We start from the raw sequence: 24,259 nt of genomic DNA on the forward strand, positions 1-24,259 counted from the left end.
GGATAAAATCTTGCGAATTGTGTTTTCACATTTGTGTTTTACACAAAAATCTACATTTTGGAGTATCTAAATGAACCAACAAAATAGCGCGATAAACGCGACAAACACAGCCTTTAGGACAAAAAAAGCAAAGCTAGCAGGCGTGCTAATGGCTAGCTTTTTGGGATTTGGGGGGGTAAATTTCGCAGTGGCGAAAGTGCTAGCCACAGTCGAAGGAGTGCAGATAACTGATGCGGATTTTGATGAGATAAAAGCGCAAAATCCAAACTTTGAGTTTGACAAGCTCACAAAAGAGCAAAAACAAGAGCTAGTAAATAGCGCGGTGATTCGTATTTTGATAGCTAAAGAAGCGCAAAAAAATAAGCTAGATTCTACCCCAGAATTTACCCAAGCCTACAACAAAATCACCAAAAACATAAAAGACGGGCTTTTGGTAGATATATGGCAACAAAAAGAAGCGCAAAATATCGCTAGCAAAATCACTGTAACCGACCAAGAAGCAAAGGCGTTTTTTGACAAAAATAGCGCGCAATTTTCTAAGCCAAATGTAACTGCGCGACATATCCTTGTAAAAACCGAATCAGAGGCAAAAAAAGTCATCGATGAGCTAAACAAAACTCCTAAAAATAAAGTAGAGCAAAAATTTAGCGAAATCGCAAATAAGCAAAGTATTGATGCGGGAAATAAGCAAGTCCAAAACGGCGGGCTTTTAGGTAGCTTTACTAAAGAGCAAATGGTAAAACCTTTTTCAGATGCGGCGTTTGCTATGAGTGTGGGCAACTACTCAAAAAGCCCTGTGAAAACGGATTTTGGCTACCATATCATCTATGTCATCGACAAGGCTGATAAATATGATTTTGACAAAATCAAAGAGGGGCTAAAACAAGAAATAGGACAGCAAAAACTGCTTGAAGAAATGCAAAAAAAGATAGATTCTCTCCGCGCAAAAGCAAAAGTGCAAATTTCTTTATAAGAGGATTTGTAAGTTTTTTGCGATAGCAAAAAATCGCATTATAAATTGCATTTGGAGGGGGATTTTGGTTTAAATGCTTGATGAAAAATTTTAGAGGGCTTAACAGAGGGGGTTTAGAATAATTTTACAAAATCGCCTTAAAGTGAGATAGATAAGGGGGTTTTTATGTCTAGTTGCTTTAAGTTTTTTTCAAGTATGTTTTTTAGCTTTTTATGCTTTTTCTTGCTTATTTTTTATCCTGCTTTACTTTGTGCTAAATCAACAAGTATAGACACACAACCTACTAATATTGATTTGACTTATCACACATTGACACATAGCCAAAATCTAGCAATGCAAGATATAGCTGATATAGATTCTATGATGAGTGCGCACGCTACTTCACTTTTGTCAAAAAAATTTGTCCAAAAACTACAATCCAAAAAAATCATCGCCATTTCACACATAAAAAACACCACACAAGAACCTATCGACATAGAATCTATAATGGTTGGTTTTAAACAAAGCGTTGCGGAAAAATTTGTTTTTACAAATGCGATTGCTAGCAATGCCAATACGGCTGATAATCTCATAAAAGATTCTCGCACATTGCGCAATAGTGCCGAATATAATCAATACACCACCAAAGAGGAGGGAGGCTTACTAGCACCTGATTATTCACTATCTGGCAAAGTAAGCAAGAGGGTAAAAACCATAGGCAAAGAAGTGCGACTAGAATATGAGATTTTGCTAAGGCTTACAGATTTAGCCACAGGCATAGAAGTATGGAGCAATATCGCAAAATCCACTAAAATCCTGCCTAAAAATGTAGCGCAAACATATCTGCAAGAATCTAAAAAACAAGAATCTATCGCCATATCGCTAAATGCTCCAAAAGCAACAATGAGCAATAACGAGTGGGAAAAGGCGTATGAAAAATGCTTAAACGAGGATTTTAGCGCGTGCCAAAGATTGGTAGATAATGGCTTAGCAAGCGTTTTGCAATGCGAAAAATACTCGTGCAATAAAATAGGGACTATTTTGCGTAATATTGGGCGAATAGATGAGGCAATGGAGTATTATAAGCGGGCGATTAGTTTGGGGGATTATGAGGGGTATCGTTTTTTAGGGATTTTATATGGTTCTTTCAAAAAAGATTTTACTAATGCAAAGAAAAATTACGAAATCGCTTGTGATAAATATAAGGAAAAAGAATCTTGTTTCTTGTTGGCTCTAATGTATGAAAAAAATGAGGGTATTCCACAAGATACACAAAAAGCTACTTATTACCATAAAAAGGCGTGTGATTTGGGTAGCGAAATTTGCAAATCTTTCAACTTATTAAAAACAACCTTGCAAGAATCAAAGCAAAAATGGGAGGATTGCACAAAATATAAAAACGCTAGCGTATGCAAAACAATCATTGATAGTGGTTTTCCAAGTGCGGATAAATGCGATGATAAGCAAAACTGCAATGACATAGGAATAATTTACAATTTAGCAGGGTATCCAAAGCAAGCAATCTCATACTATGAGAGAGCTATTTCTTTAGGATATGATAAGGCATATTTTAATCTAGGGCTTTTGTATCAACAAAACAATGATAAGGAAAAGGCAAAGAAATATTACCAGCCCGCCTGTGATAAAGGCATATATGAAGCGTGTTATGGGCTAGCGTATTTTTTAATAGAGGAGCGAGATTTTTTCAATGCAAAGAAAAATTTTGAAATTTTATGCGATAAATCAAATAGTAGTTTCAAGGGCGATTCTTGTGCGTTGTTAGGGACAATGTATGTAAATGGCGAGGGCGTAAGACAAGATTATTCTAAAGCATTTGAATATTACAAAAAATCTTGCGAATTTAAATCGCCTGCAGGGTGTAATAATTTGGGCGTGGCTTATGATTTTGGACAGGGCGTAAAACAGGATTTTTCATTAGCAAAACAATATTATGGCAAGGCTTGTGATTTGGGAAGTCAAAAGGCTTGTGATAATTACAAAAAGCTAAATTCTCAAAATAGCCACTAAAGCCACTTTTTGTCATATATTTGGCATCGCTAGAATCCAAAATATCTAAATGAGACTACAATTTTATAAAAGCCTAGATTCTTGCAATGATGACAAATCCATTGTCGGGGCTTAGGTTTTTGCAAGAAGCCAAAGTATTTATGCGATTTATATGTGGGTTGTGGAAGCAGAGAAGCAGGCAAGTAATAAAGGATAAAAGTGAAAAAATAAAAAAAGTAAAAATGGGGTTCTTGCGCTTTTTGCATTTTTGCGTTATTGATTAGATTCTTTTTGCATAGAATCTATAAACAAATATTTATGCTCTTTTGGCAATGCTTGGAAAATGGATTCTGCAAGATCTTGTATCTCCCATAGCGCGTAATGCGAGCTACGAAGCTCCAAAAAATTTTGCAAACTCCTAGCATTGATACTCCACGCTAGCTCGGTTAGATAGCATTCTGGCATAGCAAACTTTGCAAAATCCATTTTCATATCGGGTTCATTTAGTAGGTTTTGCAATGCTTTTAGCGCGTTTAGACTAGCATTATCCACTAGCTCATTGCCCGTTAGTTTGATAAACTTACTCGCGCTCTCTAGCGAGCTAATATCAGCTTTTTTGAGTTCTTTTAGCGTGTAGCGGGAGGATTTGACACTATAAGAGGCGATGCGGTGTCTTGTTAGCTCTTGCAAGCAAGCCCTTGAAATGCCTTTTATGTAAAAGTTGTAGTAGAGATGCTCTAGGGTGGATTTATGTTTGTTGATATTACCTACGCGATAGATTAGCTTTTTGTCTATCTCGCCACCATTATCGCTTTTATCAAAGCTCTGCCAACAAGCCCGAATCGCATTTGAGCAGATAGGAAGTGGCGTATAATGTAGCAATTCTACCTGCGGTGGCTTTACAAGCCTAGACATCACAAACCCTTGCCTATTGTTTGTAGTTTTGTAGTATTTAGCACGCGTTATTGTTTTCTAGCATTTGCTTCATTTACGCGGATAGTCCTGCCATTAAAGTTTGTATTATCAAGCGCACTCATTGCAGCTTGGGCTTGCTCATCGTCCATTTCTACAAATCCAAATCCCTTTGGTCTGCCGCTTTCCCTATCATTTATCAGCTTTACGCTATGGACTTTGCCATACTGCGAAAACAACGCGTTCATTTCTTCATTTGTCGTAGAATACGGGAGATTCCCTACATAAATGCTTTTCATCACAATGCTCCAAAAGTAAGATTCAAATGCCTCATTAAAAATCCTAAATCAAACTCACAAAATTACAAAATCTTGCTAAAACTTTTTGTCAAATCTTACTTATGCCAAACTTGCCAAAACTTCATAAACACAAGAATCTTAATTTTAGAAATTGCCTCTAAGCCTTTAATGCAACATTAAACCTTGCAATCGTAGGCTTTTTATCCTTAAAATTTGATAAATTTTAAGAAAACCATTGCTATTTTGTGCGATTTGTAGATAGTTTTGTAAGATTTGGTGCAAAAAATTAAAAATATTATATAATGCTCGCTACTAAAAATTTTAAGGACAATCTATATGTCTATCATTTCTGCAAAATCTATATATGACTTCAAGCAAAATCCACAAGATTTTTGCATTATTGATATTCGTGGTAAGCAGGCGTTTTTGGGTGCGCATTTGCGAGATTCTCACAACGCAAGCGATATATCACAAGTAATTAGCTTATTAGAATCTAATATTTATTCCCCCCCCCCCCCCGACTATCTGCCCCCCGATAATCCCTCTAAAAACAACCTCCATAAACCGCTTTTAGTCCTATGCTTTAGCAGTGTGAGGGCAAAATCTTTTGCCCAAAGCCTTGCAAAAAATAGCGATTTTTTAGCCCTCTATGGGCATAATCGTTTGTATTACCTTGAATGCGGGATTATGGAAGCTTATGATGCGGGGCTAGAGATATTGCAGGGAAATGATAATGCTTTAGCACAACACACCTCACAAAATAATATAGCACAACGCCTACCACCCCAAACAAAACAAACAGCAAAAAAATCCCAAGAATCAAATCCCCTAATCGCCCAAACTATCGCCACGCTAGAAGAAAAATACCTTGCAAGCAAAAAAGCGTGGGTAGTTACTTTTAGCGGGGGCAAAGATTCTACTTGCGTGTTGCAATTAGTGTATGAAATGCTTTTTTCTCTGCCCGCGCATTTGCGCCGTCCTACCTTTGCTATCGCGTCAAATACGCTTGTAGAAGCCCCGCATATTGATAAATTTTTACGCGCTGTGATTGATTCGATAAACGCCCACGCTAAAGCGCATAATATCCCTTTTGAAGTGATTATCGTAGAGCCAAGTTTGAAAGATAACTTTTGGGTAAATCTCATCGGCAAAGGCTACCCAAGCCCCACGCGCACATTTCGCTGGTGCACCGAGCGACTAAAAATCAACCCAGCCAAAGCGCAAGTCGCAAAAATCACGCAAAAATTTGGCTCGTGCATTTTGTTGCTAGGTTCGCGCAAATCCGAATCAACCAATCGCAAAAAATCCATTGAAAAGAGAATCTTAAATGAGGACGGCTACTCTCAACACCACGATTTCCCCGACACGCTGACATACTCGCCCATTGCAGAGTGGGACACGGACTCTGTGTGGGGATACTTGCTTAGCCATAAGCCATTGTGGGACAAAGACCATAGCGAGCTTTTCGCACTCTATTCAAAAGCAAGTGGGGAAGAGTGTCAATTTATCACGGATTTAGCACAGAGTAGTTGCGGTGGCTCGCGCTTTGGGTGCTGGGTATGCACGGTGGTAAATGAAGACAAATCAATGCAGGGCTTTATCAGCACGGGCGAGACACACTTAAAGCCATTAAATGAGTTTCGCAACTACATTAAAGAAAAGCGTGAGAATCCAAACGCGAGGGCGGACTATAAGCGCGATGGACGGGCGGTGTATAAGGTGGGTGGGCTAGGACCATTTCTTAGCCACATTCGCATAGAGATGCTAGAGCGACTTTTGAGTGCGGAGAGGGAGTTTTTGGATTCTAAAAAGGGTGCAGAAAATGCGACAAATGCGAGGCAAAAACTCATAAGCGATGAGCAGATTCTAGAAATTCAAGCCCAGTGGAGCAAGGATTTTGATTTATCCCACACCGCCATAACAATCGCACAAAAATTTAACCGACTAAAAGGAGTAAAAATGGAAAAAAGCAACATTTTGCATAAAGAGATTTTAGATGAAGTCATAAGGGATATAAACGGCAAATACGGGCAAGATACGCTTGATAGCACAACGATTGAAAATCTCATCAAGCAATCAATGAGTATTTGTAACAATGCAGGCTCTCGTGGCAGACATAGCGCGCCCGCACAGATTAAAGATGAAATAGAAAAATTGCTAAATGACAAAAGCGCGAAATCACAATATATGCCACAAAAGCAGGAGGCATAAATGTTTATTAGCAAAATCACAATATGCAATCTTTTTGCTTACTATGGGGAGCAAAGTGTAGAATTTGAGCGCAAAGAGGACAAAAATCTTTATTGCATTTATGGGGATAATGGCTTTGGCAAGACGAGCTTTATCCGCTGTGCGAAGTTGTTATTTCTAGGCACGGGCGGGGTGAGTGAAAATCTGCCTAGCGTAATTGGGCGATTTGCACCAAATGAAAAAAATTACAAAAAATTTATCAAGGGAAATAGCACAAATTGGAATGGAATCTTAAACAAAAACGCGCTAAATGAGGGAAAAAGAGAATTTTTTGTGCGATTTAATGGCGAAATAGATGGCAATAAATTCTGCATAGAGCGATTTTGGGAAAATGTGCAAGAAACACAAATCAAAGAAACATTATTTTTGCAAATAGATGGGCAAACTTATGAAAATGATGAAGCACAACATAGGTTAAATAACATTTTGCCCGAAAATTTCGTGGAATTTTTCTTTTTTGATGGCGAGGAAATAGAAAACATTAGCGATAATCTCCGCACAAAATTGCGCGAAAAAATCGTAGAGATTTTGCAGATTAGCCCGCTTGAAATTATCATAAAACAAACTCAAAGATTAAAAGATGAGCTAATCGCAAACGAATCAAAAAATCAAGAATTAAGAGATAGCCTAGATATTAGAAAAAAGCAACAAGACACAAAAGAAACCGAGATTCAAGCTAAAAGCAATGCAATAAACAATGAGCAAACACAATTACAAGAAAATGCACAAAAAATCAAAAATTTAGAGCGCAAGTTAGAAAAAATTATCGCTGATAGTAGTGCAGAATTACAAGAATTAACAACAGAGAAAAACCAAGTTGATAAAGATTTGTTTGATATTAAGCAATCTCTTATTAGCAGTATAAAATCCGTAGTTTTTGCAAGTAATGCCACGCTTATCAAAAGATTGCAAGAGGAAATAGACAGCATAGAATCTAACGCCAATAAAAGCGACATAGAAGCATTAAAGCGACTTACCCCAAGTATGCAAATAATCGCAGAGGAAAAAATCCAAGATTTTATCCAAGAGGGCGACACGCAAGAATCTAATATGATTTTAAAATTTAAAGATTTATTTAGCGATATTATGCGCCAAATGCCAAAAAATCTAGAATCTAAAATCGCCAAAGAAAGCTCAAAAATCCCACTTGAATGTATAAAAACCATTAACGAAAATATCATAAGGACTGAATCTAGTAGCCTACAACAAAATATTCAACAAATCAAAAAAAATAAAACCACCCTAAATCACATAAAAGCCCAAATCGATGAACTAAACGCCGATGAGAGAGCAAAAACAAAACAAGATGAAATTAACGACGAAATACAAAAATGCAAGGAAAAAGACAATGAATTACAGCCAAAGCTAGAGGAAAATAAACGCGAACTAGAGCAGCTAAAAATCCAAAAAGCAAACTTGCAAAAAGAAATAGATTCACTAGAGCAAAGCATCAACACCGAGCGCATAGAGCATAAGCTCCATTTGCTTAAGGTATTATGTGAAAGTATGAGTATCTACAAAGACAAACTTATAGGCAAGTTGCGAGATGAACTCCACGATAAGATTTTGGAAAAATACAAGCAAATTATCCCAAATGACAATATAGCAGAGCTAGAAATTAGCGAAGAATTTGAGATTGTTTTGAAAGATAAATATGGCGAGCCAATCATCGTAGAATCCCAAAGTAGCGGACAAAAGCAGATTTTAGCTATTAGCATATTTTGGGCATTAAGCGAGCTATCAAATTCTAAAATTCCGCTAATTATTGACACGCCATTAAGTCGCATCGATGAGCATAATCGCGCTCGTATCATTAAGCATTATTACGCCAAAGGCACACAAGTCATAATCCTCCCACATAGTGGAGAAATGGGCGTAAGAGAATACGACTATGTGATACCAAACTTAGCAGGATTGTATAAAATCCATAACGATAATGATAGGAGCCACGCGGTTGTCAAGCTAGCTAACAAAGAGGATGTTATATTTACATAAAGGAGCGCAAAATGGCAGATTTTCATAGCACAGATAAAGAGGAATTGTGTATAGATGGAGTGCGTAAAGAGGGGTTTGGGTATAGCGAATCGCTAGGATTTAGCGAGGGAGAGTTTCCTAAATATTTTGTGATAAGGGTGGCGTTGGCTAGGGCATTGCAACTGCCAAGAATACCATTAGAATCACCACAATGGGATGATAAAAAACTAGGTGGAGAAAAAGGCAAGGAATATCACTTAGAGCAACTCACAGGCAAAGATAGCAAAAACAAGGATGATTTTGATGTCCTCACTCGCGCTTTGCTATATATCAAGCACAAAGAGGAGCTAGATAGAGATAATATCGATATTTTTAGCGATGAGAAAAAATATACAGATATTTTGGGCAAATACATTCGGCGTGGATTGTATGAGCTGCGACACTCGTGGAAAAACAATGACTGCTTTTATCAATGGTGCTTGGATAATCTAAATCTACATTCAGCACAAAATGCTACAAACGAAGCTAAATCTACAAATATATCTAGCGATAATAGCCATTTTACGCACTTACAAAAATATTTTAGACAATTTGCCATTAACATACAGCTTGTCAATGAAACAGATTCTTATCGCTACCATATTTGCAAGATTGAGCTTGAAGATTCAGATAAAATATCAGCTTTTAAAACAAAGGCAAAATACCTTGATGATGAGTTTGGATTCCCCGTGCTAGTAGAATCGTGCGAAGGAATGCAAAGGGCATATAATATCCAAATCGCAAAACCAGAATCGCAATGGCAAAATTTAGGCTTAGTAGAATTTAAAGAGGGTTTGGCAAAGCTAAAAATGCGCGATTTTAAGCTAGGCATTTATGCGGGGAATGAGGTGGATAAAAGTCCATTTTGTTTTGATTTGGCAGATGCGCCACATTGCTTTGTCGCGGGGACGACAAACAGTGGCAAGACAAAATTTATCCAAACAATGATAGTGTGTTTAGCCCAAAATCCAAACACACAAATCATCGTCCTAGACCCAAAAGGCGGGATTGATTTTAGGGTATTTGGCTCTAAAATCAATCTTATTGTGGATATGCAAGAAGCGGGGGATGTAATCGAAAATCTCATCGATGAGATGAATGAGCGAAACGCTAAAATGAGCGAAACAGGCGTAAGTAACATACAAGATTTAGGGCTAAAATTTCGCGTGCTAATCATCGATGAGCTAAATAATTTAGTCGAAAACAACAAGGGCATAAAAGATAGAATCGCAAGACTTGCTGAAATGGCTAGGCAGGCGGGAATCCACCTCGTGCTAGGAACGCAACGCCCCGATGGCAAACTTCTAATGGGATTGCGCAATAATATCGATGGCAAAATCGCCCTGCGCGTAGGCAAAGAAACAGAATCTAAAATCATACTTGATGAAGTGGGCGCAGAAAAACTACTAGGCAAAGGCGATATGTTAATCAAAATGGGAAATATGCCAAGACGAAAGCATATCTTTAGCTGTTTTTTACAAAATGATGAAATAAAAAGCTTAATTTGATGATTTATCCGCGTATAAATCCACGCTTTGTGCGCAAGGCAACAACGCGTAAGATTCTAGCTTCGTGCTTTTTGGTGCGCCACATTTTATTTGCGATTTGTTAATTTATATTTTTTTATAAATCATACATACGCGATACTAAATTTCTACAATCCTAATTTTCACACAATCCTAAATTTCGCGCTATTTTTACAAAAAATGCTATTGTAGTTCAAAATATCGCTAAATCCAAATTCCCATAATAAAAATTCGCTTCCACGCCTCTCAAAAAATAGCGTGATGACTTGTTTGTCTGTGTGAATGCTCCACTGCCTCATCGGGTAGTAAAGCTGACGAAAAGAAAAAATGTTAGGAAAAATCAATACAAAAATTCAATAAGTCGCCACACATATTCAGTTTGTTAGATATATACCATAGGTATAACCTTCCAAATATGCTTGCATAGCATCTTTATGTCTAACCGCCCCTGCCTGACTTTCTGGCAAATGGCTTAAATCAGTTTTTGTCGGTTGATTGTTTAGGGCATCTAGTAAGCCATCAACATACGCACAACCTGCGCATTTATGTCTGCCACCCGCTTGATTGTTTTGGGCTGGTGCTAAATCTAAAAATTGTGGATAATGTCTATGTTGCTTATTGCAGAGCATAATATCTCCTTTATTATAAAATAAAAGGAATAGTGTATCGTATTTATGCTAAAAGAAACATAAAAATGTTTTATCGCTTTAGTAATCACTTCTTATTAGCAACTCACTTACTTCGCCCCTTTTGTCGCCTTTGCAGTTGATTGCGCGTCTTGCTTTGATTTCGATGAGTTCAAAATCTTTATAGAGTTCGCGGATAAATTCTGTGTTTGAATTGCTTTGCAAGACTTTCACGCCCCTAGATTCTAAAATCTTAAATGTTTCACAAAGCCTTATTTGTTCGCTTTCCAAAAAATTATCCGTATAACTAACAAAACTCGAAGTTTTATTTAGCGGAAAATATGGCGGGTCAAAATACACAAAATCCCCGCTTTGTGCATCCGCACACGCGCTAGCAAAATCTGTATTGAGAATCTCCACTCCCTGCAAGGCATTATGCGCGTTTAAAATCAAGTCCTCATCATAGATTTTAGGATTTTTATAACTCCCCATAGGCGTGTTAAACTGCCCTTTGGCGTTGTAGCGACATAGTCCATTAAAGCAGGTTTTATTAAGGTAGATAAACCTAGCGGCGCGAAAATCCGCGCTTAAATGCTCAAAATCCGCGCTTCTATCAAGGTTACGGATTGTATAAAAAGATTCTTTGTTGTGATTTTCTTGCAATGTTTTTAATTCGCGCAAAACTTCGCTAGGACTTGCTTGAATCGCCTTATACGCGTTTATTAGCTCGGTATTTTTATCGCTTAAAACTACCTTTTTTATGGGTTTTAAATGTGGGGCATTTGCGCTAAAAAACCTTTGATTTTGCAAAGCAAAAAAGAGCGCACCACCTCCCACAAAGGGCTCAAAATACGCGCTAAAATCTTTTGGCACAAAAGGCAAAAGATTTTCTAAAAGCCCAGCCTTGCCCCCAGCCCATTTGAGAAATGGCTTAGAATATGGCATAGTTGGGTTTATATCGTGCGTGTGGATAGATGACATTGATAGCCTTTTTGATTTTTTACGCGTTTTGTAAGCAATGCCCCTAAAAATATGCCCCACAAAATCTATCAAGCCGATATTCTAGCGTTTTTGCTACAATCACGCATAAAAATTTGCAAAATCTAGGACTTGCTATGCCCCGCATTATTTCTTGTTTTGTGATGACTTTTTTTGTCAAATGCTTTGATTATGTTGCGTTTTATCGCTAGCGTTGTGTTTGTGTATAGTTTTGTTTGGCTTGTGCTATGTGGGATTTTTTGCTAGCTAGCGCAGTGGTGCTATTTCCTATCACACAAAGCGACACAAAAAATGCAAAAAGCAACACGCTAGCACAGCTTTCAATATCATTTTAGCATTTGCTAAATGTATTCAAAAACATAGCCAAAAATCTAACAAACCTAATGCTTGTAAAATCTTAATACAAAATCGTATAAGTCTTTCGTGGTCCGTGCACGCCAAAGACGGTTTGTAGCTCTATGTCTGCGGTGCGCGATGGTCCCGCCACAAAGATAATATTGCTAGGCAAAATCTCTGTGCCACTTCGTTTGCGCTCATATCCTTTGACAAACTCCACGCCACTAAGCATATTTGGCACGATAGATTCTTTTGGGAGCAAGTAAATACAAATATTGGTAATCAGCGAGCTTAGGCGCGGGGCATTTTCATTTGAGCTAAGCGCGATGACACCCAAATCCGCTATACCACAGCGCGCCTGCACCACGCTCACACTAATGCCAAAAAGCCTATCACGCATACAATCCACACTTTGCGCATAAGGCAAAAGCGCGTAAGATTCTAATCCTGCGCTCTTTAGCGCACCACCTAGCGCATTTGTCTCGCAGTCCAAATCACAGTTGCATAAAATCTCTTTGATACTCGCTTCATTTGGGCTTATTTCGCCGTCATTTTCTGCGATGATTGTTGCGATTGTGGTGGGCAAATCAGCCTTGCTAGATTCGATAATAAGTGATTTATTATTCGTATGATTTTCCTTAAAATCACTAAGCAGTGCCTCTTTTGTGCTTCCGCTTAAGTGCAATGGCTGGGGGAATTTTGGCTCGCCATCCGCGATATGTGGGATATGCGTATTGCTCGCAATCGCCTCTTTTATGCGAGCTAAAATCTCCTCCTTTGCATTCAAGGCTTGTGCGTTTAGATTTTGCGCCCCGCCATTTGTGCCATTTTGCCCGCCTTGCCCATTCAAACTTGCATTACTCATATATCACTCCTTGCATTTTTTGCACCTTGCTATGAAGCCCACTGCTTACCTTTGGAAACGCCCGATATTTTACCCATTTATTCAGCAATGGCACAAAACTAGCAAAAGGCTTGCCAAGCGGGGCTAGCCCTGTTAAGCCCATCACAAATCGCCATTTTGCAGGGCTAGTAGCAAGATTTGCAAAGCCTCTCATCGCGCTTTGTTCGGTTGGATTTTGCGTATGCAATGCGCCTTTTGCACCGCCCTCACGCGCATTAGAATTACCCTTTCCAAATGCGCCATACTCCCCATTTGCCTTGACTACCTTGCGCCCCTGTCCCACGCGCTCACTTCGCAAATCGCGTATGAGTTCAGCTAAGGGAATCTCCACAGGACACACTTCGCTACATCGCCCACACAGCGAGCACAAATCAAGCATCGGCGAGCAGGAATTTAGCCCAAAAATCTGCGGGCTAATCACTTCGCCAATGGGTCCGGGATAAGTGCTTAGATAGGCGTGTCCGCCGATTTTATCATACACGGGGCAGTGGTTTAGACAGCTCCCACAGCGGATACAGCTCATCGAGCGGTAGTAGTGGCTATCTTTTAGCATATTTGAGCGGTTATTATCAAGCAAAATGATATGCACTTCTTTTGGTCCGTCTTTTTCGCCCTCTTTGCGCGGGGAAGTGATGATATTATTGTAGCAAGTGATGACGCTCCCCACCGCACTAGGAGCAAGCATAGAATCTAAAATCGCCGCATCTTCAAAGCTCTCTACCACCTTTTCGATTCCACAAATTGCGATATGCACATCTGGCGCGGTGGTGCTCATACGCCCGTTGCCCTCATTCTCAATTAGCCATATCGCGCCCTCATTTGCGATAGCGAAATTTACCCCGCTCATTCCCATAGTAAAGGTTTGAAACTCTTTGCGCATAAAGTTTCGCGCAATGGCGTTTAGCTTTGGAATCTCATTTTCTAGCGGTGCGCCTAATTTCTCGTGGAAAATCTGCCCCACTTCATAGCGGTTTTTATGAATCGCTGGGACGACAATATGCACGGGCGATTCGCCGATAAGCTGGATAATCACTTCACCCAAATCCGTTTCAAACGCCTCTATGCCTTTAGATTCTAAGAAGTGATTTAGCCCGATTTCCTCACTCGCCATTGATTTGCCTTTGAGGATTTTTACCGCGCCTTCTTGCTTCATAATGCCATAAATAATCTCATTTGCTTCCTCTGCGTCCCGCGCCCAATGCACTTTCATACCATTTTTGGTGGCGTTTGCCTCAAATGTTAAGAGATTTTTTTCTAAGTTTTTTAGATTTTTTTGCTTGAGTTCCTTGCCCTTTTGTCGCAAGCCTTCCCAATCAATAAACCTCGTAGTAACGAGTTTTTTGCGATTGCCCCTTAGCGTATCCATCGCGCGGAGCAAATTTTCTTGCAGTTGTTTATTGCTTAGCCCTTTTGCCACTGCGCTGTGGTATTTTGCTTTTAGCTGTGGTGTGCTTAGATTTTGGTTTGTGCTACTCATTGTGCCTCCCTTTGTTGTGTTTGTGGCATTTGTTGTTTGCTTGATACAAGCATTTAAATTCTAGAATCTCGACTTTATTTCGCTTTTGCGTGATATTTTGCGCTTAGGCTATGCCGATTCGCTGTGCCAAAAAATCATACAGATGCACGGGCTTCACACTCACGCCCTGCTTTGCCATAGCCCCTGCGATATTAAGCAAACAACCCGCATCACCTGAAATCATATACTCCACGCCCCGCGATTGTATGTCTTGGACTTTGCGCGTAACCATTGCGTTGCTAACCTCTGGCTCTTTTACGCTAAATGTCCCGCCAAACCCGCAACACTCCTCCTCGCGCTCTAGCTCGATGAGATTGACATTTTTTAGCCCTTTTAGGATTTTTTTCGCAGATTCTATGCACTTTGCGGTGCGGAGCGCGTGGCAGTTGCTATGCCAAGTGATATTTGTGCGCTCGCCCTTATCCTCGTAAGTTACGCCTCTTGCTAGCAAGTATTCGCTGAGCTCATAGATTCTCGCGCAAAAGCCTTTTGCCCGCTCATAATGCTCGCTCCCCTCAAAAAGCTCCAAATAATCCACCCTCATCATTCCTGCGCAAGAGCCACTAGGCACGATGATAGGAATCTCTTCAGCAAAAAGCTCCATATTATGCAGGGCGACTTTGCGCGTCTCATCATAATAGCCCGAATTAAAGCTAGGCTGTCCGCAGCAAGTCTGGTCTTTTTTAAACACCACTTGCGCGCCTGCGTTTTGGAGTAGCTTTATGGCATTGACACAAGTATCGCTATATGCCGCCGTGCCGATACAAGTCGCAAAAAAATACACACGATTTGAGGTGTTTGGGGGATTTTGTGGCATTTTATCTCCTTTGTTTTGCCTTGATTGGACTAAGTCATTGTCGCAAATTTTGGCTTGATTTTGCTTATTAGATTCTCATTGTCATAGCGATAATAATACAAAACTTTGGTTATAAAATACAAAATTTTTGTCATAAAATTTCCGTATGCGTTTGTGAATATATCAAATGTTACTTTTTAGGTATTTGGTATCAAAAATAAAGATTTTATAATAACGGCTTTTAGATATTGTTAAAAATTGTGGTTAGGATAAAAATAACAAAATAACAAAATAGCAAAATCGCTAAAAAAAAGAACAAATATTTTAAGGAAGCAAATGCAAAATAAAGGCAGAAACATAAATGTCGCGCTAATCCAAATGTGTGCTAAACCTTATGCGTTGAGTGAAAATCTAGCCCTAGCGTTAAATCTAGCAAAAGAAGCGCGTAAAAAAGGTGCAAATCTTATAATTTTGCCTGAATTATTTGATAGCGGGTATTGTGTGGGCGATAGGGACGCAGAATTTGGGATAGATTTTAGCGCGATAAAGCGGGACAAAAAAGCGCAACAAAATGCGACATTTAGGGCATTAAGCGATTTTGCAAAATCTAGTGGGGCGTATATTGTCGCGTGTAGCATTGAGAAATCTAGCAAAGAAAAATCTAGCAAAAAACTTTTTGACACAGCTTATATCATCTCGCCACAGGGCAAACTTATCGGCAAGCACCGCAAAATCTACCTTTGGGGGGAAGAAAAATCGCGTTTTAGCAATGGCAAAAAATACGAAGTTTTTAGCTTAGATTTTGGGAATTTCAAAGCAAAAGTGGGTTTGCAAATCTGCTATGAAGTAGGCTTTGGCGTGGGCGCAAATATCTTGTCGTTGCAAGGCGCAGAGATTCTCATCTATCCTAGCGCGTTTGGCAAGGCTAGGGCTTATAATTGGGATTTGCTAAGCAGGGCTAGGGCGTTAGAAAATGGCGTGTTTGTGTGCGCGTGCAACCATAGCGGAGCAGAATCAAACCCCACATTAAAGCAAAGACTAGATTTTGCAGGCGATTCGCGCATAATCGCTCCAAATGGCAAAATCATCACACAAGCAACAAAGCAAAATGAAGTCATAATCGCACGCATTGATTTAGACGAAGTCAAAGCACAGAGAGAAAAAATCCCGTATTTAAAAGATTTTGATACCAAACTCACCAAAAGGGGGTTTGGAAAATTCACTTAAAAAAGGAGCAAAAATGGCAAAAGAGATTTTAGTAGCTTATGGCGTAGATATTGACGCGGTGGCTGGGTGGCTAGGAAGCTATGGCGGGGAGGATTCGCCCGATGATATATCACGGGGGCTTTTTGCAGGGGAAGTGGGAATCCCACGCCTTTTAAAGCTATTTAAAAAATACAACTTGCCTGCGACTTGGTTTGCGCCGGGGCACTCCATTGAGACATTCCCTGAGCAACTAAAAATGATAGTTGATGCTGGGCACGAAGTGGGCGCGCACGGATATTCGCACGAAAATCCTATCGCAATGACTGCAAAGCAAGAAGAAGATGTCTTGCTAAAAAGCATCGAGCTAATCAAAAATCTTACAGGCAAAGCACCTACTGGCTATGTCGCGCCGTGGTGGGAGTTTTCAAATATTACCAACGAGCTACTTTTAAAGCACGGAATCAAATATGACCACTCACTTATGCACAATGATTTTACGCCCTATTATGTGCGTGTGGGGGATAAATGGAGCAAGATTGATTATAGTGGGGAGGCAAAAGATTGGATGAAACCTTTGGTGCGCGGGGTTGAAACGGATTTGGTAGAAATCCCTGCAAATTGGTATTTAGATGATTTGCCACCGATGATGTTTATCAAAAAATCCCCAAATAGCTTTGGTTTTGTGAGTCCGCACGATATAGGGCAAATGTGGATAGACCAATTTGATTGGGTTTATAGAGAAATGGATTATGCAGTGTTTGGAATGACGATTCACCCTGATGTAAGCGGGCGTCCGCAAGTGCTGCTAATGCACGAGCGCATAATCGAGCATATCAACAAGCACGATGGCGTGAAATGGGTAACTTTTAACCAAATCGCTGATGATTTTTTGAAACGAAATCCGCGCAAGAAATAGCGAAATATCGTAAGTCATTGTAAAAACGAGCGTTAAGAAAAGCTTTTTGCGTGGCAATCTATCCACGACAAAAACTTGTCATACTTATGGGGCGCAAGCGAGCGAAGTATCTCTAAATTTACAAATACAAATAGAGATATTTCGCTTGCGCTCAATATGACAATAAAAGAGATACTTTAACCCATTCCACAAGAGAGAGGGTTTTAAAAAGTATCAAAAGTGTAGCGATAGGTTTAGTAAAAATCTAACGCAAAAACATAAACAAATTTGGAGATAAGTTAAATGTGTATCTTATGTGGCGAACTCACTCAAACACTGCATTGGAGCGAAGAAGCCTTTGAAACAAAATCTAGCAAAAAAAGCGAAATGATAGTAGGGCAGGAAGCGGGCAAAAGGGCAAAAGCACGGATAAAGCGAGTGAAAATCTTACAAAAGATTTTAGGATTTTATGGGCTAAGCATTGATGATTGGCAGGGGAGTAAATTTATCGTGCGAGACAAAAAAGGCAACACCGCCATTGTAAATAATCTAGCAGATTTATGGCAAAAAGCACAAAACCTAACAAATATATGCCTAAATCCGCTAGATTCTAAACTACTGCAATATTTAAAAAACAATGCCTAAGATTCCTATATCGATTGTAAGCGGGTTTTTAGGCAGTGGCAAGACAACATTGCTTGCCCAAATCTTAAAAGATGAAGCGTATAAAAATAGCGCGATTATCATCAATGAGATGGGCGAAGTGGGGCTAGATGATAGGATTTTGGCTTCGCAAGTGTCTTTTGTGGCTGAAAATATGGTGCTATTAAAATCTGGCTGTATTTGCTGCAATAAAAGAGAGGATTTAATAGGGCGATTAAAAGAGATTTTGCACGATTTTGAAGCAAGGGGGGAGAATTTGGAGCGGGTGGTGGTAGAAACCACAGGGCTTGCAAATTTGACACCGATTTTATTTAGTATCCAAAGTGATGTGTTTTTGTCTAATCATTTTTATGCAGAATCTATCCTATCGTGTATAGATAGCGCAAATGCCACATCTCACTTGCAAGAAGAAATTTGCAAAAACCAAATCGCTTTTAGCGATATAGCGGTATTAACAAAACTTGATATGTGCGAAAATCCTAGCGATATAAAATCCATAAAACATACTTTGCTAAGCATAAATCCGTATCTACAAATCTACAACAAAAAGGATTTGCCAAATGATATATTTTGCCACCAAAAAACGCCCAAAATCCCGTCAAAAAATTTGCCCAAAATCCCACAAAATAGCTATGATATGGATTCTATAAAAAATGGGCTAGATGGCATTTCTAGCTTTGTTTTGAGGCTAGAAAATGCTGTGGAGTGGAATGTATTTGGCGTGTGGTTAAGTTTTTTGCTATATCGATATGGTGAGCAGATTTTGCGGATAAAAGGGCTTATCGATACAAAAGATGAAAAAAATCAGTATTTAGTGGCAATCGATGGGGCGATGCACATACTACATACGCCAAGACATATCCCAAAAACTTCAAATACCAAGCACAAAAGCGAAATCGTGTTTATCATAAAAGGACTAGACAAAGAAAAAATCATAGAATCTTTTTATGCGTTTTGCGGATAGGTTTTGTGGGTTTTTTAAGCGCGTTTTTGTGGTTTTTTTAAAGCGAGTTTTTGCAAGCAGTAGTTTTTTGCAAACGGGCTTTTGCAAGTGGATTTTTGTGGTAGTTTTGGATAGAAGTTTTGTTTTTTGTAGATATTTGATTTTAGGTGGAGGATTTAGGGGGTATTGTAGTTTTGGGATTTGCGGAGTGAAAAATCTAAAAATGGTGGATCTTGTAGGATTTGAACCTACGACCAATCGGTTATGAGCCGAGTGCTCTGACCAGCTGAGCTAAAGATCCATTTGTCAAATTATTTGTTAAGATTTTAGCCTAAAACATTAAGCCAAAATCGTATTTAAACTACAAAAAGTTAGAAAAATCATTAGCTTAAAAGCAAAATGTGGATTTTACCAAAAATTTGACATAAAATCTAGTATTTATGTCAAAGCAAGCGCAAAATTTTCTACCTTTTATTCCATTTTCGTTTATGTAGCAATGCTTTGAATGGATTTGGATTTGAGCCATAGCTAAAGCGAAATGCAAGTAGATTTTCTAATATCCCAAAAAGCACCATAAATGTGATAAAGCTACTCCCTCCATAGCTCATAAGTGGTAGCGGTATCCCAACCACAGGGGCAAAATCTATCGTCATACCGATATTTACCGACACATAAAAAAACAATAGCATAGCCACCGCAGCAGCAGTGGTGCGCAATCGATAGTCTTTGGTATCCATAAAGCAAAATGACAAAATATGCAAAGTCAGCACTCCATAAAGCCCCATAAGAAACAACGCCCCTACAAATCCCCACCGCTCCACAAAATACGCAAATATAAAATCACTCGTAGCAATGGGCAAAAACTTTAGCTGTGTTTGGGTGGATTCCTCTTTTTTCTTGCCCAAAACTCCGCCAGAACCTATGGTGATGATAGATTGTTGGACATGGTAGCTTGGCTTTTCGCTGATAAAATCGTGGATTCTCTTTTTTTGATAATCTTTTAGCGAGCCATAAATAAAAGGCGAGGCGATTAGCACCGACATTACAAGGCTTATCCAAATTCTAGGATTTACACCGATTAAAAACAGCGTGCCAAATCCCATAAATAGCACCACTAATGCCGTCCCCAAATCAGGTTGCAATAAAATTAGCACAAATGGAAGCAAAATATAAAAGCTTAAAATACAAAATTGACGGATTCCATAGCCATTTGGCGGGGGAGGATTTGTCGATATATGTAGCCCTAGTAGCAGGATAATAGCCACTTTGACAGGCTCGCTAGGCTGCAAAGAAAAAGCCCCAATCGTAAGCCATCGTTGCGCTCCTAGCTGTTTTGTCCCTGCAACAAGCACGAGGATTAGCAAAATAATGCAAATCCAATAAAACACGATTATCATTTTGTTTGCCTGCCGAAATGGCAAAAAAAACACAAAACAAAACGCTGCCAAACCAAAAAGCACATAAATAGTTTGTCGAATATTTTGACTAGGGCTAACCTCGCCTATGAGGATATATGAAATCCCAATCAAAGGCAACAAAAGTAAGGGCAACAAAAAGTCAAAATGCGTGATAATGCGCTTATCTATCATCATTACAAATCCTTTGCTTTGAGGGGGTTTATGCGTGCAAATAATCTTTGCAAACATTGCTTACAATCCATATTTACCACAGCCAAAATCCTAAAACTTAAACCCAATAAAATCTGCCAAAATCTCGGCATTTTGCACGATGAAGTGTTCACCTGCTTGCGTTGAGTGCTCGTTATTTTGGTTTTGTGGATTTTGGACATTTGGATTTTGCAAGCCCTGATTTTGCAATTCTTTGTTTTTAGCGTCTTTACTTTGTGGATTTTGCAAATCTAGCCCTGTTTGCAAGCTAGAATCTTGCTGATTATTTTGTGATATTTGCAAGGAATCTTTGTCATTTGATTTAGCGTCATTTTGACTATCTTGTGGCTTATTAGATTGTTTTGATTCGTTGAAATAATCCTTGCTTAGCGCGTTAAATGGCGTAAGCACCGTTGGTGCAAACGCTGATAGGACAAATTCTGCGCCATTACTAGAATCCTTAGCAGGACTTTCTTGCTCTTTGTTTGTGCTATCTTTGCTATGATTTATGTTGCTATCTTTATTGTTTGACTCTTTTTTATTTGGTTTATTTTTGTTAGATTCTACCCCGTGCCAATCAAGCCTTTCATACGCTAGCAACGCCCCTCCTGCTAGCAAAATCTCTGTCATATTTTTTTGCAAAAATTCTAGTAAGATTTTATCTTTTAGCAGATTTTGCGCGGATAAATTTTGCAGATTTTGCACATTTTGTATCGCTTCATTTGACTTAAAATCACCAAAAAGCCCACCTAAATGTTGATTTTGCAGAGCAAAAAGTCCATTTTTTTTGCCAAAATCCAATAATTCGCCCGCTTTTTTAAAATCCTCCCCTCCCACTCCAAACCCCTCTTTAGTGTATTCCCACAACGCCACAGAGCCAATGAGTGAAAAATAGATTCTATTTAGCAACTCATTTGTGCTAATGGTGTGAGAATTTAGCTCTAGCAAACTTGCTTCAAAAAGGGTTGCTTTTTGCAATGGCAGGGAGGTTTTTAGCGCGAAAATAATCTTGCTTGCTTGATAGAGGGCGTAGATTTTTTGAGCTTTTTCATCTAGCAGGGGCAGGCGTCTTTTGCCACTGCTTATCTTGCCATACACCGCTTCAAAATCCCTCTCTTCTATTTCATTACCTCCCCTGCGTGCCGTATTTAGCGCGGCTTCATTGACAAGTGTAGCAAGCATTGCCCCGCTAAAGCTAGAGGTTTTTTTTGCGATTAGCACGGGGTCTATGTGGGATTTTTTGGATTTTAGATACATTTTTAGGATTTCAGCTCTCTCGGCAAAATTTGGCAACTCAATAAATACTTTTCTATCAAATCGCCCACTTCTAAGCAGAGCAGAATCTAACGCTTCGATATGGTTTGTAGCCCCTAGCACGATTACTCCGCTACTATCTGAAAATCCGTCCATTTCTACTAGAAGTTGGTTTAGCGTGGATTCTCGCTCGGAGTTGTGAGAATCGCTCGTGCGCTTTTTGCCAATGGCATCAATCTCATCGATAAAAACAATGCAGGGCGCACTTTTTTTTGCCGCGCTAAAAAGCTCTCTCACGCGCTTTGCACCAACTCCTACATACATTTCTACAAAACTCGCACCACTTTGATAAAAAAATGGCACGCCAGATTCGCCCGCTAGGGCTTTAGCAATCAAAGTTTTTCCCACGCCCGGCGCACCTGATAAAAGCACGCCTTTTGGTAGGCTAATGCCTAATGAGCTGTATTTGGCAGGGTGTTTTAGAAAATCTAAAATCTCTAATAACTCTTCTTTTGCTTCGCTAATGCCTGCGACATCGCTAAATTTGATATTTGAATGCAAAGGCTCAATGCTAGAATCTAAAAAAGAATCCCCCAAAGAATCCCTAAAAGATTCTTTGCCAAATCCCCTATTATTTTTTGCATTGCCAAAACCACCTCCAAAACCGCCCTTTTGTGGATTTGTGCTACTTGCAGGCTTTGTGCCGACAAGTTTAGAATCATTAAATCTATTTTGCCCTGCATTATTGCTACTAAGCCCATTTCCAAAAAGCCCCAAAAATCCACCTCCAAGATTTCGCCAAAAAATGACAAAACTAACCACAACAACAAAGATTATGCCTAGCACGATAAAAAATAGCATTTTGCTTTGCCCTTTTTGCAAGGGGATAGATTTTAGCACTTGGGGTTGGATTTGCATAAAAAGTGTTTTATAAAGAGCATTATTTGTCCTGCCATAAAGATAGTCATCTTCTATCCATAATCTTTCAAACTGATTTTGCTGCAATGCCCCCTCAAACGCATTTGCTGATAGCGTTTCGGCATTGTCCCTTAGGATTAAAACTAGCACGCAAATAAGGGCTACAAATATCGCGCTAAGTGCCATATAAAAATGTTTAGATAATCGCATAATTATGCTCCTCTTTAATGTCATATTCGCTGATTGCTAGCCATTGTGAAATATGCTGATTTTTGTTGTTTGTAGGCGGGGTTTGAGTATTGATTGGGGTATAGATTTTAGGCGGGGTTTTATCTATGCTAGATTTTATATTTTCGTGCTTAATGATGATTTTATTAAAAAATTCATCAAGCCCATAATAATGCCCTCCTAATTGTTTTTCAATTAGAATCTTTAGCGGGGTTTTCTCTCTTTTTTTGGATTCTCTAAAAAGGCGATTTTTTGTAGCGATAGTAGATTTTAGCTCGTGCAATCGCTCCTTTGCCACATCGCCACGAATAAGGGGGTATTTTTTGATGAGGTTTGCAGAAGCCGTGCCATCTCGCACCGAGTAGATAAAAGGGTGGATATGCGTAAGGGGCAAGATTTTTAGATTTTCCATCGCTTCTTGCCATATCGCTTCACTCTCCCCGGGGTGTGCGATGATAAAATCCGTGCCAATAGCATAGCCCAAAGAGGCGATTTTTTCTAGCAATAGCGCGTCTGTCTCAAAGCGATTTATGCGATTCATTATGTCTAGCATCGTGTTGTGCGTGTGCTGCAAGGCGATGTGTAAATGTCTAGAGAATTTATCCTCGCTTAAAATCTCTAAAAACTCATCATTGATTTGACTAGGCTCTAAAGAGCCGATTCGTATGCGCTTTAGCCCATTTAGCCTAAAAAGATCTTTTAGCAAGGCAGAAATATTTGTGCCTTTATCTTTGCCATAGCTCCCTACATTTGTCCCTGTAAGCACCACTTCGCTAATGCCAGAATCTAGTAGATTTTGGACTTGATTTATGATTGCGCTTATCTCATAGCTACGAGCTTTGCCACGCACAAGCGGTATCACACAATAACTACACGCAAAATCACAGCCCTCTTGGATTTTGATAAATGCGCGGGATTTGCCGACAAACTCCGCTATCATCGTAGAATCTAAATGTTTTTTATCCAACTCATCAGCATAAAAAAACCGCTTATTTTGGCTGATTTCTTTTAGCGCGTGGTTTATATGCTCCTTATGGCTATGTCCCAAAACCGCGCTTACTAGATTTTGATGAAAAAGTGTCGCTCCCTGCGTGCCTACGCCACAGCCTGCAAAAAGCACTTTTTTGCCTTGAGATTGGATTTTGCGGATATATGAGCGCACGCCACTATCTGCGCCATTTGTAACGGTGCAAGAATTTACCACGATGATACTTGCCTCGCTCTCTTCTAAAGTCGCCTCAAAGTCGCTTAGATTTTCTCTCATTACTTGCGTGTCGTAGAGATTTGTCCTGCAACCAAAGGTTTTAAAATACACTTTTGGGCGAGAATCTATCTTTATATGTTGCTTGTTTGTTTGATGATTATCTCTCAAAGAATCCATAAAATCCATTTATATTTTTTCCTTTACG

21 protein-coding genes and 1 tRNA gene are annotated in these 24,259 nt (G+C 39.3%); 9 read left to right on the forward strand and 13 right to left on the reverse strand.

Translation table 11 applies throughout. From position 1 onward, the window contains the following. Positions 1–70: 70 nt before the first annotated feature. Together ACWIX0_RS03030 and ACWIX0_RS03035 are read left to right on the forward strand one after the other, a co-directional pair. Complete coding sequence (locus ACWIX0_RS03030; RefSeq protein WP_454171833.1) at positions 71–973, forward strand: peptidylprolyl isomerase; 903 nt, start codon at positions 71–73, stop codon at positions 971–973. Between the two features lie 165 nt (positions 974–1,138). Then, complete coding sequence (locus ACWIX0_RS03035; RefSeq protein WP_454171835.1) at positions 1,139–2,980, forward strand: tetratricopeptide repeat protein; 1,842 nt, start codon at positions 1,139–1,141, stop codon at positions 2,978–2,980. A gap of 252 nt (positions 2,981–3,232) precedes the next feature. On the opposite strand, the gene thyX is transcribed toward ACWIX0_RS03035, so the two are convergent. Together thyX and ACWIX0_RS03045 are read right to left on the reverse strand one after the other, a co-directional pair. Continuing rightward, positions 3,233–3,874 carry an FAD-dependent thymidylate synthase gene (gene thyX, locus ACWIX0_RS03040; protein ID WP_454171837.1) on the reverse strand — a complete coding sequence of 214 codons (642 nt, stop codon included), beginning with the start codon at positions 3,872–3,874 and terminating at the stop codon, positions 3,233–3,235. Positions 3,875–3,921: 47 nt separating this feature from the next. Continuing rightward, positions 3,922–4,170, reverse strand: coding sequence for an RNA recognition motif domain-containing protein (locus ACWIX0_RS03045; protein ID WP_454171839.1), 249 nt, complete (start codon positions 4,168–4,170; stop codon positions 3,922–3,924). Between the two features lie 336 nt (positions 4,171–4,506). On the opposite strand from ACWIX0_RS03045, the gene dndC reads away from it, so the two are divergent. Genes dndC through ACWIX0_RS03060 form a run of 3 tightly spaced genes read left to right on the forward strand, consistent with a single transcriptional unit; the run spans position 4,507 to position 9,941 of the window. Further along, positions 4,507–6,381: a DNA phosphorothioation system sulfurtransferase DndC gene (gene dndC / locus ACWIX0_RS03050; RefSeq protein ID WP_454171841.1), complete on the forward strand. Its 1,875-nt coding sequence runs from the start codon at positions 4,507–4,509 to the stop codon at positions 6,379–6,381. Further along, positions 6,382–8,415, forward strand: coding sequence for an AAA family ATPase (locus ACWIX0_RS03055; RefSeq protein WP_454171843.1), 2,034 nt, complete (start codon positions 6,382–6,384; stop codon positions 8,413–8,415). An 11-nt stretch (positions 8,416–8,426) separates the two neighbouring features. Beyond that, positions 8,427–9,941, forward strand: a complete 1,515-nt coding sequence (locus tag ACWIX0_RS03060; protein WP_454171845.1) for an FtsK/SpoIIIE domain-containing protein — start codon at positions 8,427–8,429, stop codon at positions 9,939–9,941. A 161-nt stretch (positions 9,942–10,102) separates the two neighbouring features. Here the strand turns inward: ACWIX0_RS03060 and ACWIX0_RS03065 are convergent, their stop codons facing one another. The 7 genes from ACWIX0_RS03065 to ACWIX0_RS03095 form a co-directional block, all read right to left on the reverse strand. Next, the gene (locus ACWIX0_RS03065) at positions 10,103–10,303 is read right to left on the reverse strand and encodes a DUF6997 domain-containing protein (RefSeq protein ID WP_454171847.1); all 201 of its coding nucleotides are present in this window, start codon (positions 10,301–10,303) and stop codon (positions 10,103–10,105) included. Positions 10,304–10,333: 30 nt separating this feature from the next. Beyond that, positions 10,334–10,588 carry a hypothetical protein gene (locus ACWIX0_RS03070; RefSeq protein ID WP_454171849.1) on the reverse strand — a complete coding sequence of 85 codons (255 nt, stop codon included), beginning with the start codon at positions 10,586–10,588 and terminating at the stop codon, positions 10,334–10,336. 78 nt (positions 10,589–10,666) lie between these two features. After that, on the reverse strand, positions 10,667–11,566 hold the full coding sequence (locus ACWIX0_RS03075) for a DNA adenine methylase (protein WP_454171851.1): 900 nt from the start codon (positions 11,564–11,566) through the stop codon (positions 10,667–10,669). Between the two features lie 43 nt (positions 11,567–11,609). Then, positions 11,610–11,744, reverse strand: a complete 135-nt coding sequence (locus ACWIX0_RS03080; RefSeq protein WP_454171852.1) for a hypothetical protein — start codon at positions 11,742–11,744, stop codon at positions 11,610–11,612. 237 nt (positions 11,745–11,981) lie between these two features. Next, positions 11,982–12,785, reverse strand: coding sequence for a LutC/YkgG family protein (locus tag ACWIX0_RS03085; RefSeq protein WP_454171853.1), 804 nt, complete (start codon positions 12,783–12,785; stop codon positions 11,982–11,984). Continuing rightward, positions 12,778–14,301 (reverse strand): LutB/LldF family L-lactate oxidation iron-sulfur protein, encoded by a 1,524-nt coding sequence (locus ACWIX0_RS03090; RefSeq protein ID WP_454171855.1) that lies wholly within the window; start codon positions 14,299–14,301, stop codon positions 12,778–12,780. Before ACWIX0_RS03090 ends, ACWIX0_RS03085 begins: the two co-directional genes overlap by 8 nt. 103 nt (positions 14,302–14,404) lie before the next feature. Then, the gene (locus ACWIX0_RS03095) at positions 14,405–15,157 is read right to left on the reverse strand and encodes a (Fe-S)-binding protein (protein ID WP_454171857.1); all 753 of its coding nucleotides are present in this window, start codon (positions 15,155–15,157) and stop codon (positions 14,405–14,407) included. A gap of 315 nt (positions 15,158–15,472) precedes the next feature. On the opposite strand from ACWIX0_RS03095, the gene ACWIX0_RS03100 reads away from it, so the two are divergent. The 4 genes from ACWIX0_RS03100 to ACWIX0_RS03115 all read left to right on the forward strand — a co-directional run bounded on the left by ACWIX0_RS03100 (position 15,473) and on the right by ACWIX0_RS03115 (position 18,864). Continuing rightward, entirely contained in the window at positions 15,473–16,363 is an 891-nt protein-coding gene (locus tag ACWIX0_RS03100) for a carbon-nitrogen hydrolase family protein (protein ID WP_454171859.1), read from the forward strand. Positions 16,364–16,376: 13 nt separating this feature from the next. Next, a complete protein-coding gene (locus tag ACWIX0_RS03105; protein WP_454171861.1) occupies positions 16,377–17,258 on the forward strand; it encodes a polysaccharide deacetylase family protein in 882 nt (293 codons plus the stop codon). A gap of 282 nt (positions 17,259–17,540) precedes the next feature. After that, positions 17,541–17,882, forward strand: a complete 342-nt coding sequence (locus tag ACWIX0_RS03110) for a hypothetical protein (protein WP_454171863.1) — start codon at positions 17,541–17,543, stop codon at positions 17,880–17,882. Beyond that, positions 17,875–18,864, forward strand: coding sequence for a CobW family GTP-binding protein (locus ACWIX0_RS03115; protein ID WP_454171865.1), 990 nt, complete (start codon positions 17,875–17,877; stop codon positions 18,862–18,864). Before ACWIX0_RS03110 ends, ACWIX0_RS03115 begins: the two co-directional genes overlap by 8 nt. 203 nt (positions 18,865–19,067) lie before the next feature. On the opposite strand, the gene ACWIX0_RS03120 is transcribed toward ACWIX0_RS03115, so the two are convergent. The 4 genes from ACWIX0_RS03120 to mtaB form a co-directional block, all read right to left on the reverse strand. Continuing rightward, positions 19,068–19,144, reverse strand: a tRNA-Ile gene (locus tag ACWIX0_RS03120). Between the two features lie 163 nt (positions 19,145–19,307). Continuing rightward, positions 19,308–20,435 (reverse strand): FtsW/RodA/SpoVE family cell cycle protein, encoded by a 1,128-nt coding sequence (locus tag ACWIX0_RS03125; RefSeq protein ID WP_454171867.1) that lies wholly within the window; start codon positions 20,433–20,435, stop codon positions 19,308–19,310. Positions 20,436–20,522: 87 nt separating this feature from the next. Continuing rightward, positions 20,523–22,832 (reverse strand): AAA family ATPase, encoded by a 2,310-nt coding sequence (locus ACWIX0_RS03130; protein WP_454171868.1) that lies wholly within the window; start codon positions 22,830–22,832, stop codon positions 20,523–20,525. Beyond that, positions 22,819–24,231 (reverse strand): tRNA (N(6)-L-threonylcarbamoyladenosine(37)-C(2))-methylthiotransferase MtaB, encoded by a 1,413-nt coding sequence (gene mtaB, locus ACWIX0_RS03135; RefSeq protein ID WP_454171892.1) that lies wholly within the window; start codon positions 24,229–24,231, stop codon positions 22,819–22,821. The genes ACWIX0_RS03130 and mtaB overlap by 14 nt, the downstream gene beginning before the upstream one ends. Between the last annotated feature and the right edge of the window lie 28 nt (positions 24,232–24,259).

Source organism: Helicobacter sp. T3_23-1059 (assembly GCF_053654515.1).

Excerpts from the sequence above, each read along its gene's own strand:
- ACWIX0_RS03030 (WP_454171833.1), top strand. The coding sequence starts at position 71 with ATGAACCAACAAAATAGCGCGATAAACGCGACAAACACAGCCTTTAGG.
- ACWIX0_RS03035 (WP_454171835.1), top strand. The coding sequence starts at position 1,139 with ATGTCTAGTTGCTTTAAGTTTTTTTCAAGTATGTTTTTTAGCTTTTTA.
- thyX (WP_454171837.1), bottom strand. The coding sequence starts at position 3,874 with ATGTCTAGGCTTGTAAAGCCACCGCAGGTAGAATTGCTACATTATACG.
- ACWIX0_RS03045 (WP_454171839.1), bottom strand. The coding sequence starts at position 4,170 with ATGAAAAGCATTTATGTAGGGAATCTCCCGTATTCTACGACAAATGAA.
- dndC (WP_454171841.1), top strand. The coding sequence starts at position 4,507 with ATGTCTATCATTTCTGCAAAATCTATATATGACTTCAAGCAAAATCCA.
- ACWIX0_RS03055 (WP_454171843.1), top strand. The coding sequence starts at position 6,382 with ATGTTTATTAGCAAAATCACAATATGCAATCTTTTTGCTTACTATGGG.
- ACWIX0_RS03060 (WP_454171845.1), top strand. The coding sequence starts at position 8,427 with ATGGCAGATTTTCATAGCACAGATAAAGAGGAATTGTGTATAGATGGA.
- ACWIX0_RS03070 (WP_454171849.1), bottom strand. The coding sequence starts at position 10,588 with ATGCTCTGCAATAAGCAACATAGACATTATCCACAATTTTTAGATTTA.
- ACWIX0_RS03075 (WP_454171851.1), bottom strand. The coding sequence starts at position 11,566 with ATGTCATCTATCCACACGCACGATATAAACCCAACTATGCCATATTCT.
- ACWIX0_RS03085 (WP_454171853.1), bottom strand. The coding sequence starts at position 12,785 with ATGAGTAATGCAAGTTTGAATGGGCAAGGCGGGCAAAATGGCACAAAT.
- ACWIX0_RS03090 (WP_454171855.1), bottom strand. The coding sequence starts at position 14,301 with ATGAGTAGCACAAACCAAAATCTAAGCACACCACAGCTAAAAGCAAAA.
- ACWIX0_RS03095 (WP_454171857.1), bottom strand. The coding sequence starts at position 15,157 with ATGCCACAAAATCCCCCAAACACCTCAAATCGTGTGTATTTTTTTGCG.
- ACWIX0_RS03100 (WP_454171859.1), top strand. The coding sequence starts at position 15,473 with ATGCAAAATAAAGGCAGAAACATAAATGTCGCGCTAATCCAAATGTGT.
- ACWIX0_RS03105 (WP_454171861.1), top strand. The coding sequence starts at position 16,377 with ATGGCAAAAGAGATTTTAGTAGCTTATGGCGTAGATATTGACGCGGTG.
- ACWIX0_RS03110 (WP_454171863.1), top strand. The coding sequence starts at position 17,541 with ATGTGTATCTTATGTGGCGAACTCACTCAAACACTGCATTGGAGCGAA.
- ACWIX0_RS03115 (WP_454171865.1), top strand. The coding sequence starts at position 17,875 with ATGCCTAAGATTCCTATATCGATTGTAAGCGGGTTTTTAGGCAGTGGC.
- ACWIX0_RS03125 (WP_454171867.1), bottom strand. The coding sequence starts at position 20,435 with ATGATGATAGATAAGCGCATTATCACGCATTTTGACTTTTTGTTGCCC.
- ACWIX0_RS03130 (WP_454171868.1), bottom strand. The coding sequence starts at position 22,832 with ATGCGATTATCTAAACATTTTTATATGGCACTTAGCGCGATATTTGTA.
- mtaB (WP_454171892.1), bottom strand. The coding sequence starts at position 24,231 with ATGGATTCTTTGAGAGATAATCATCAAACAAACAAGCAACATATAAAG.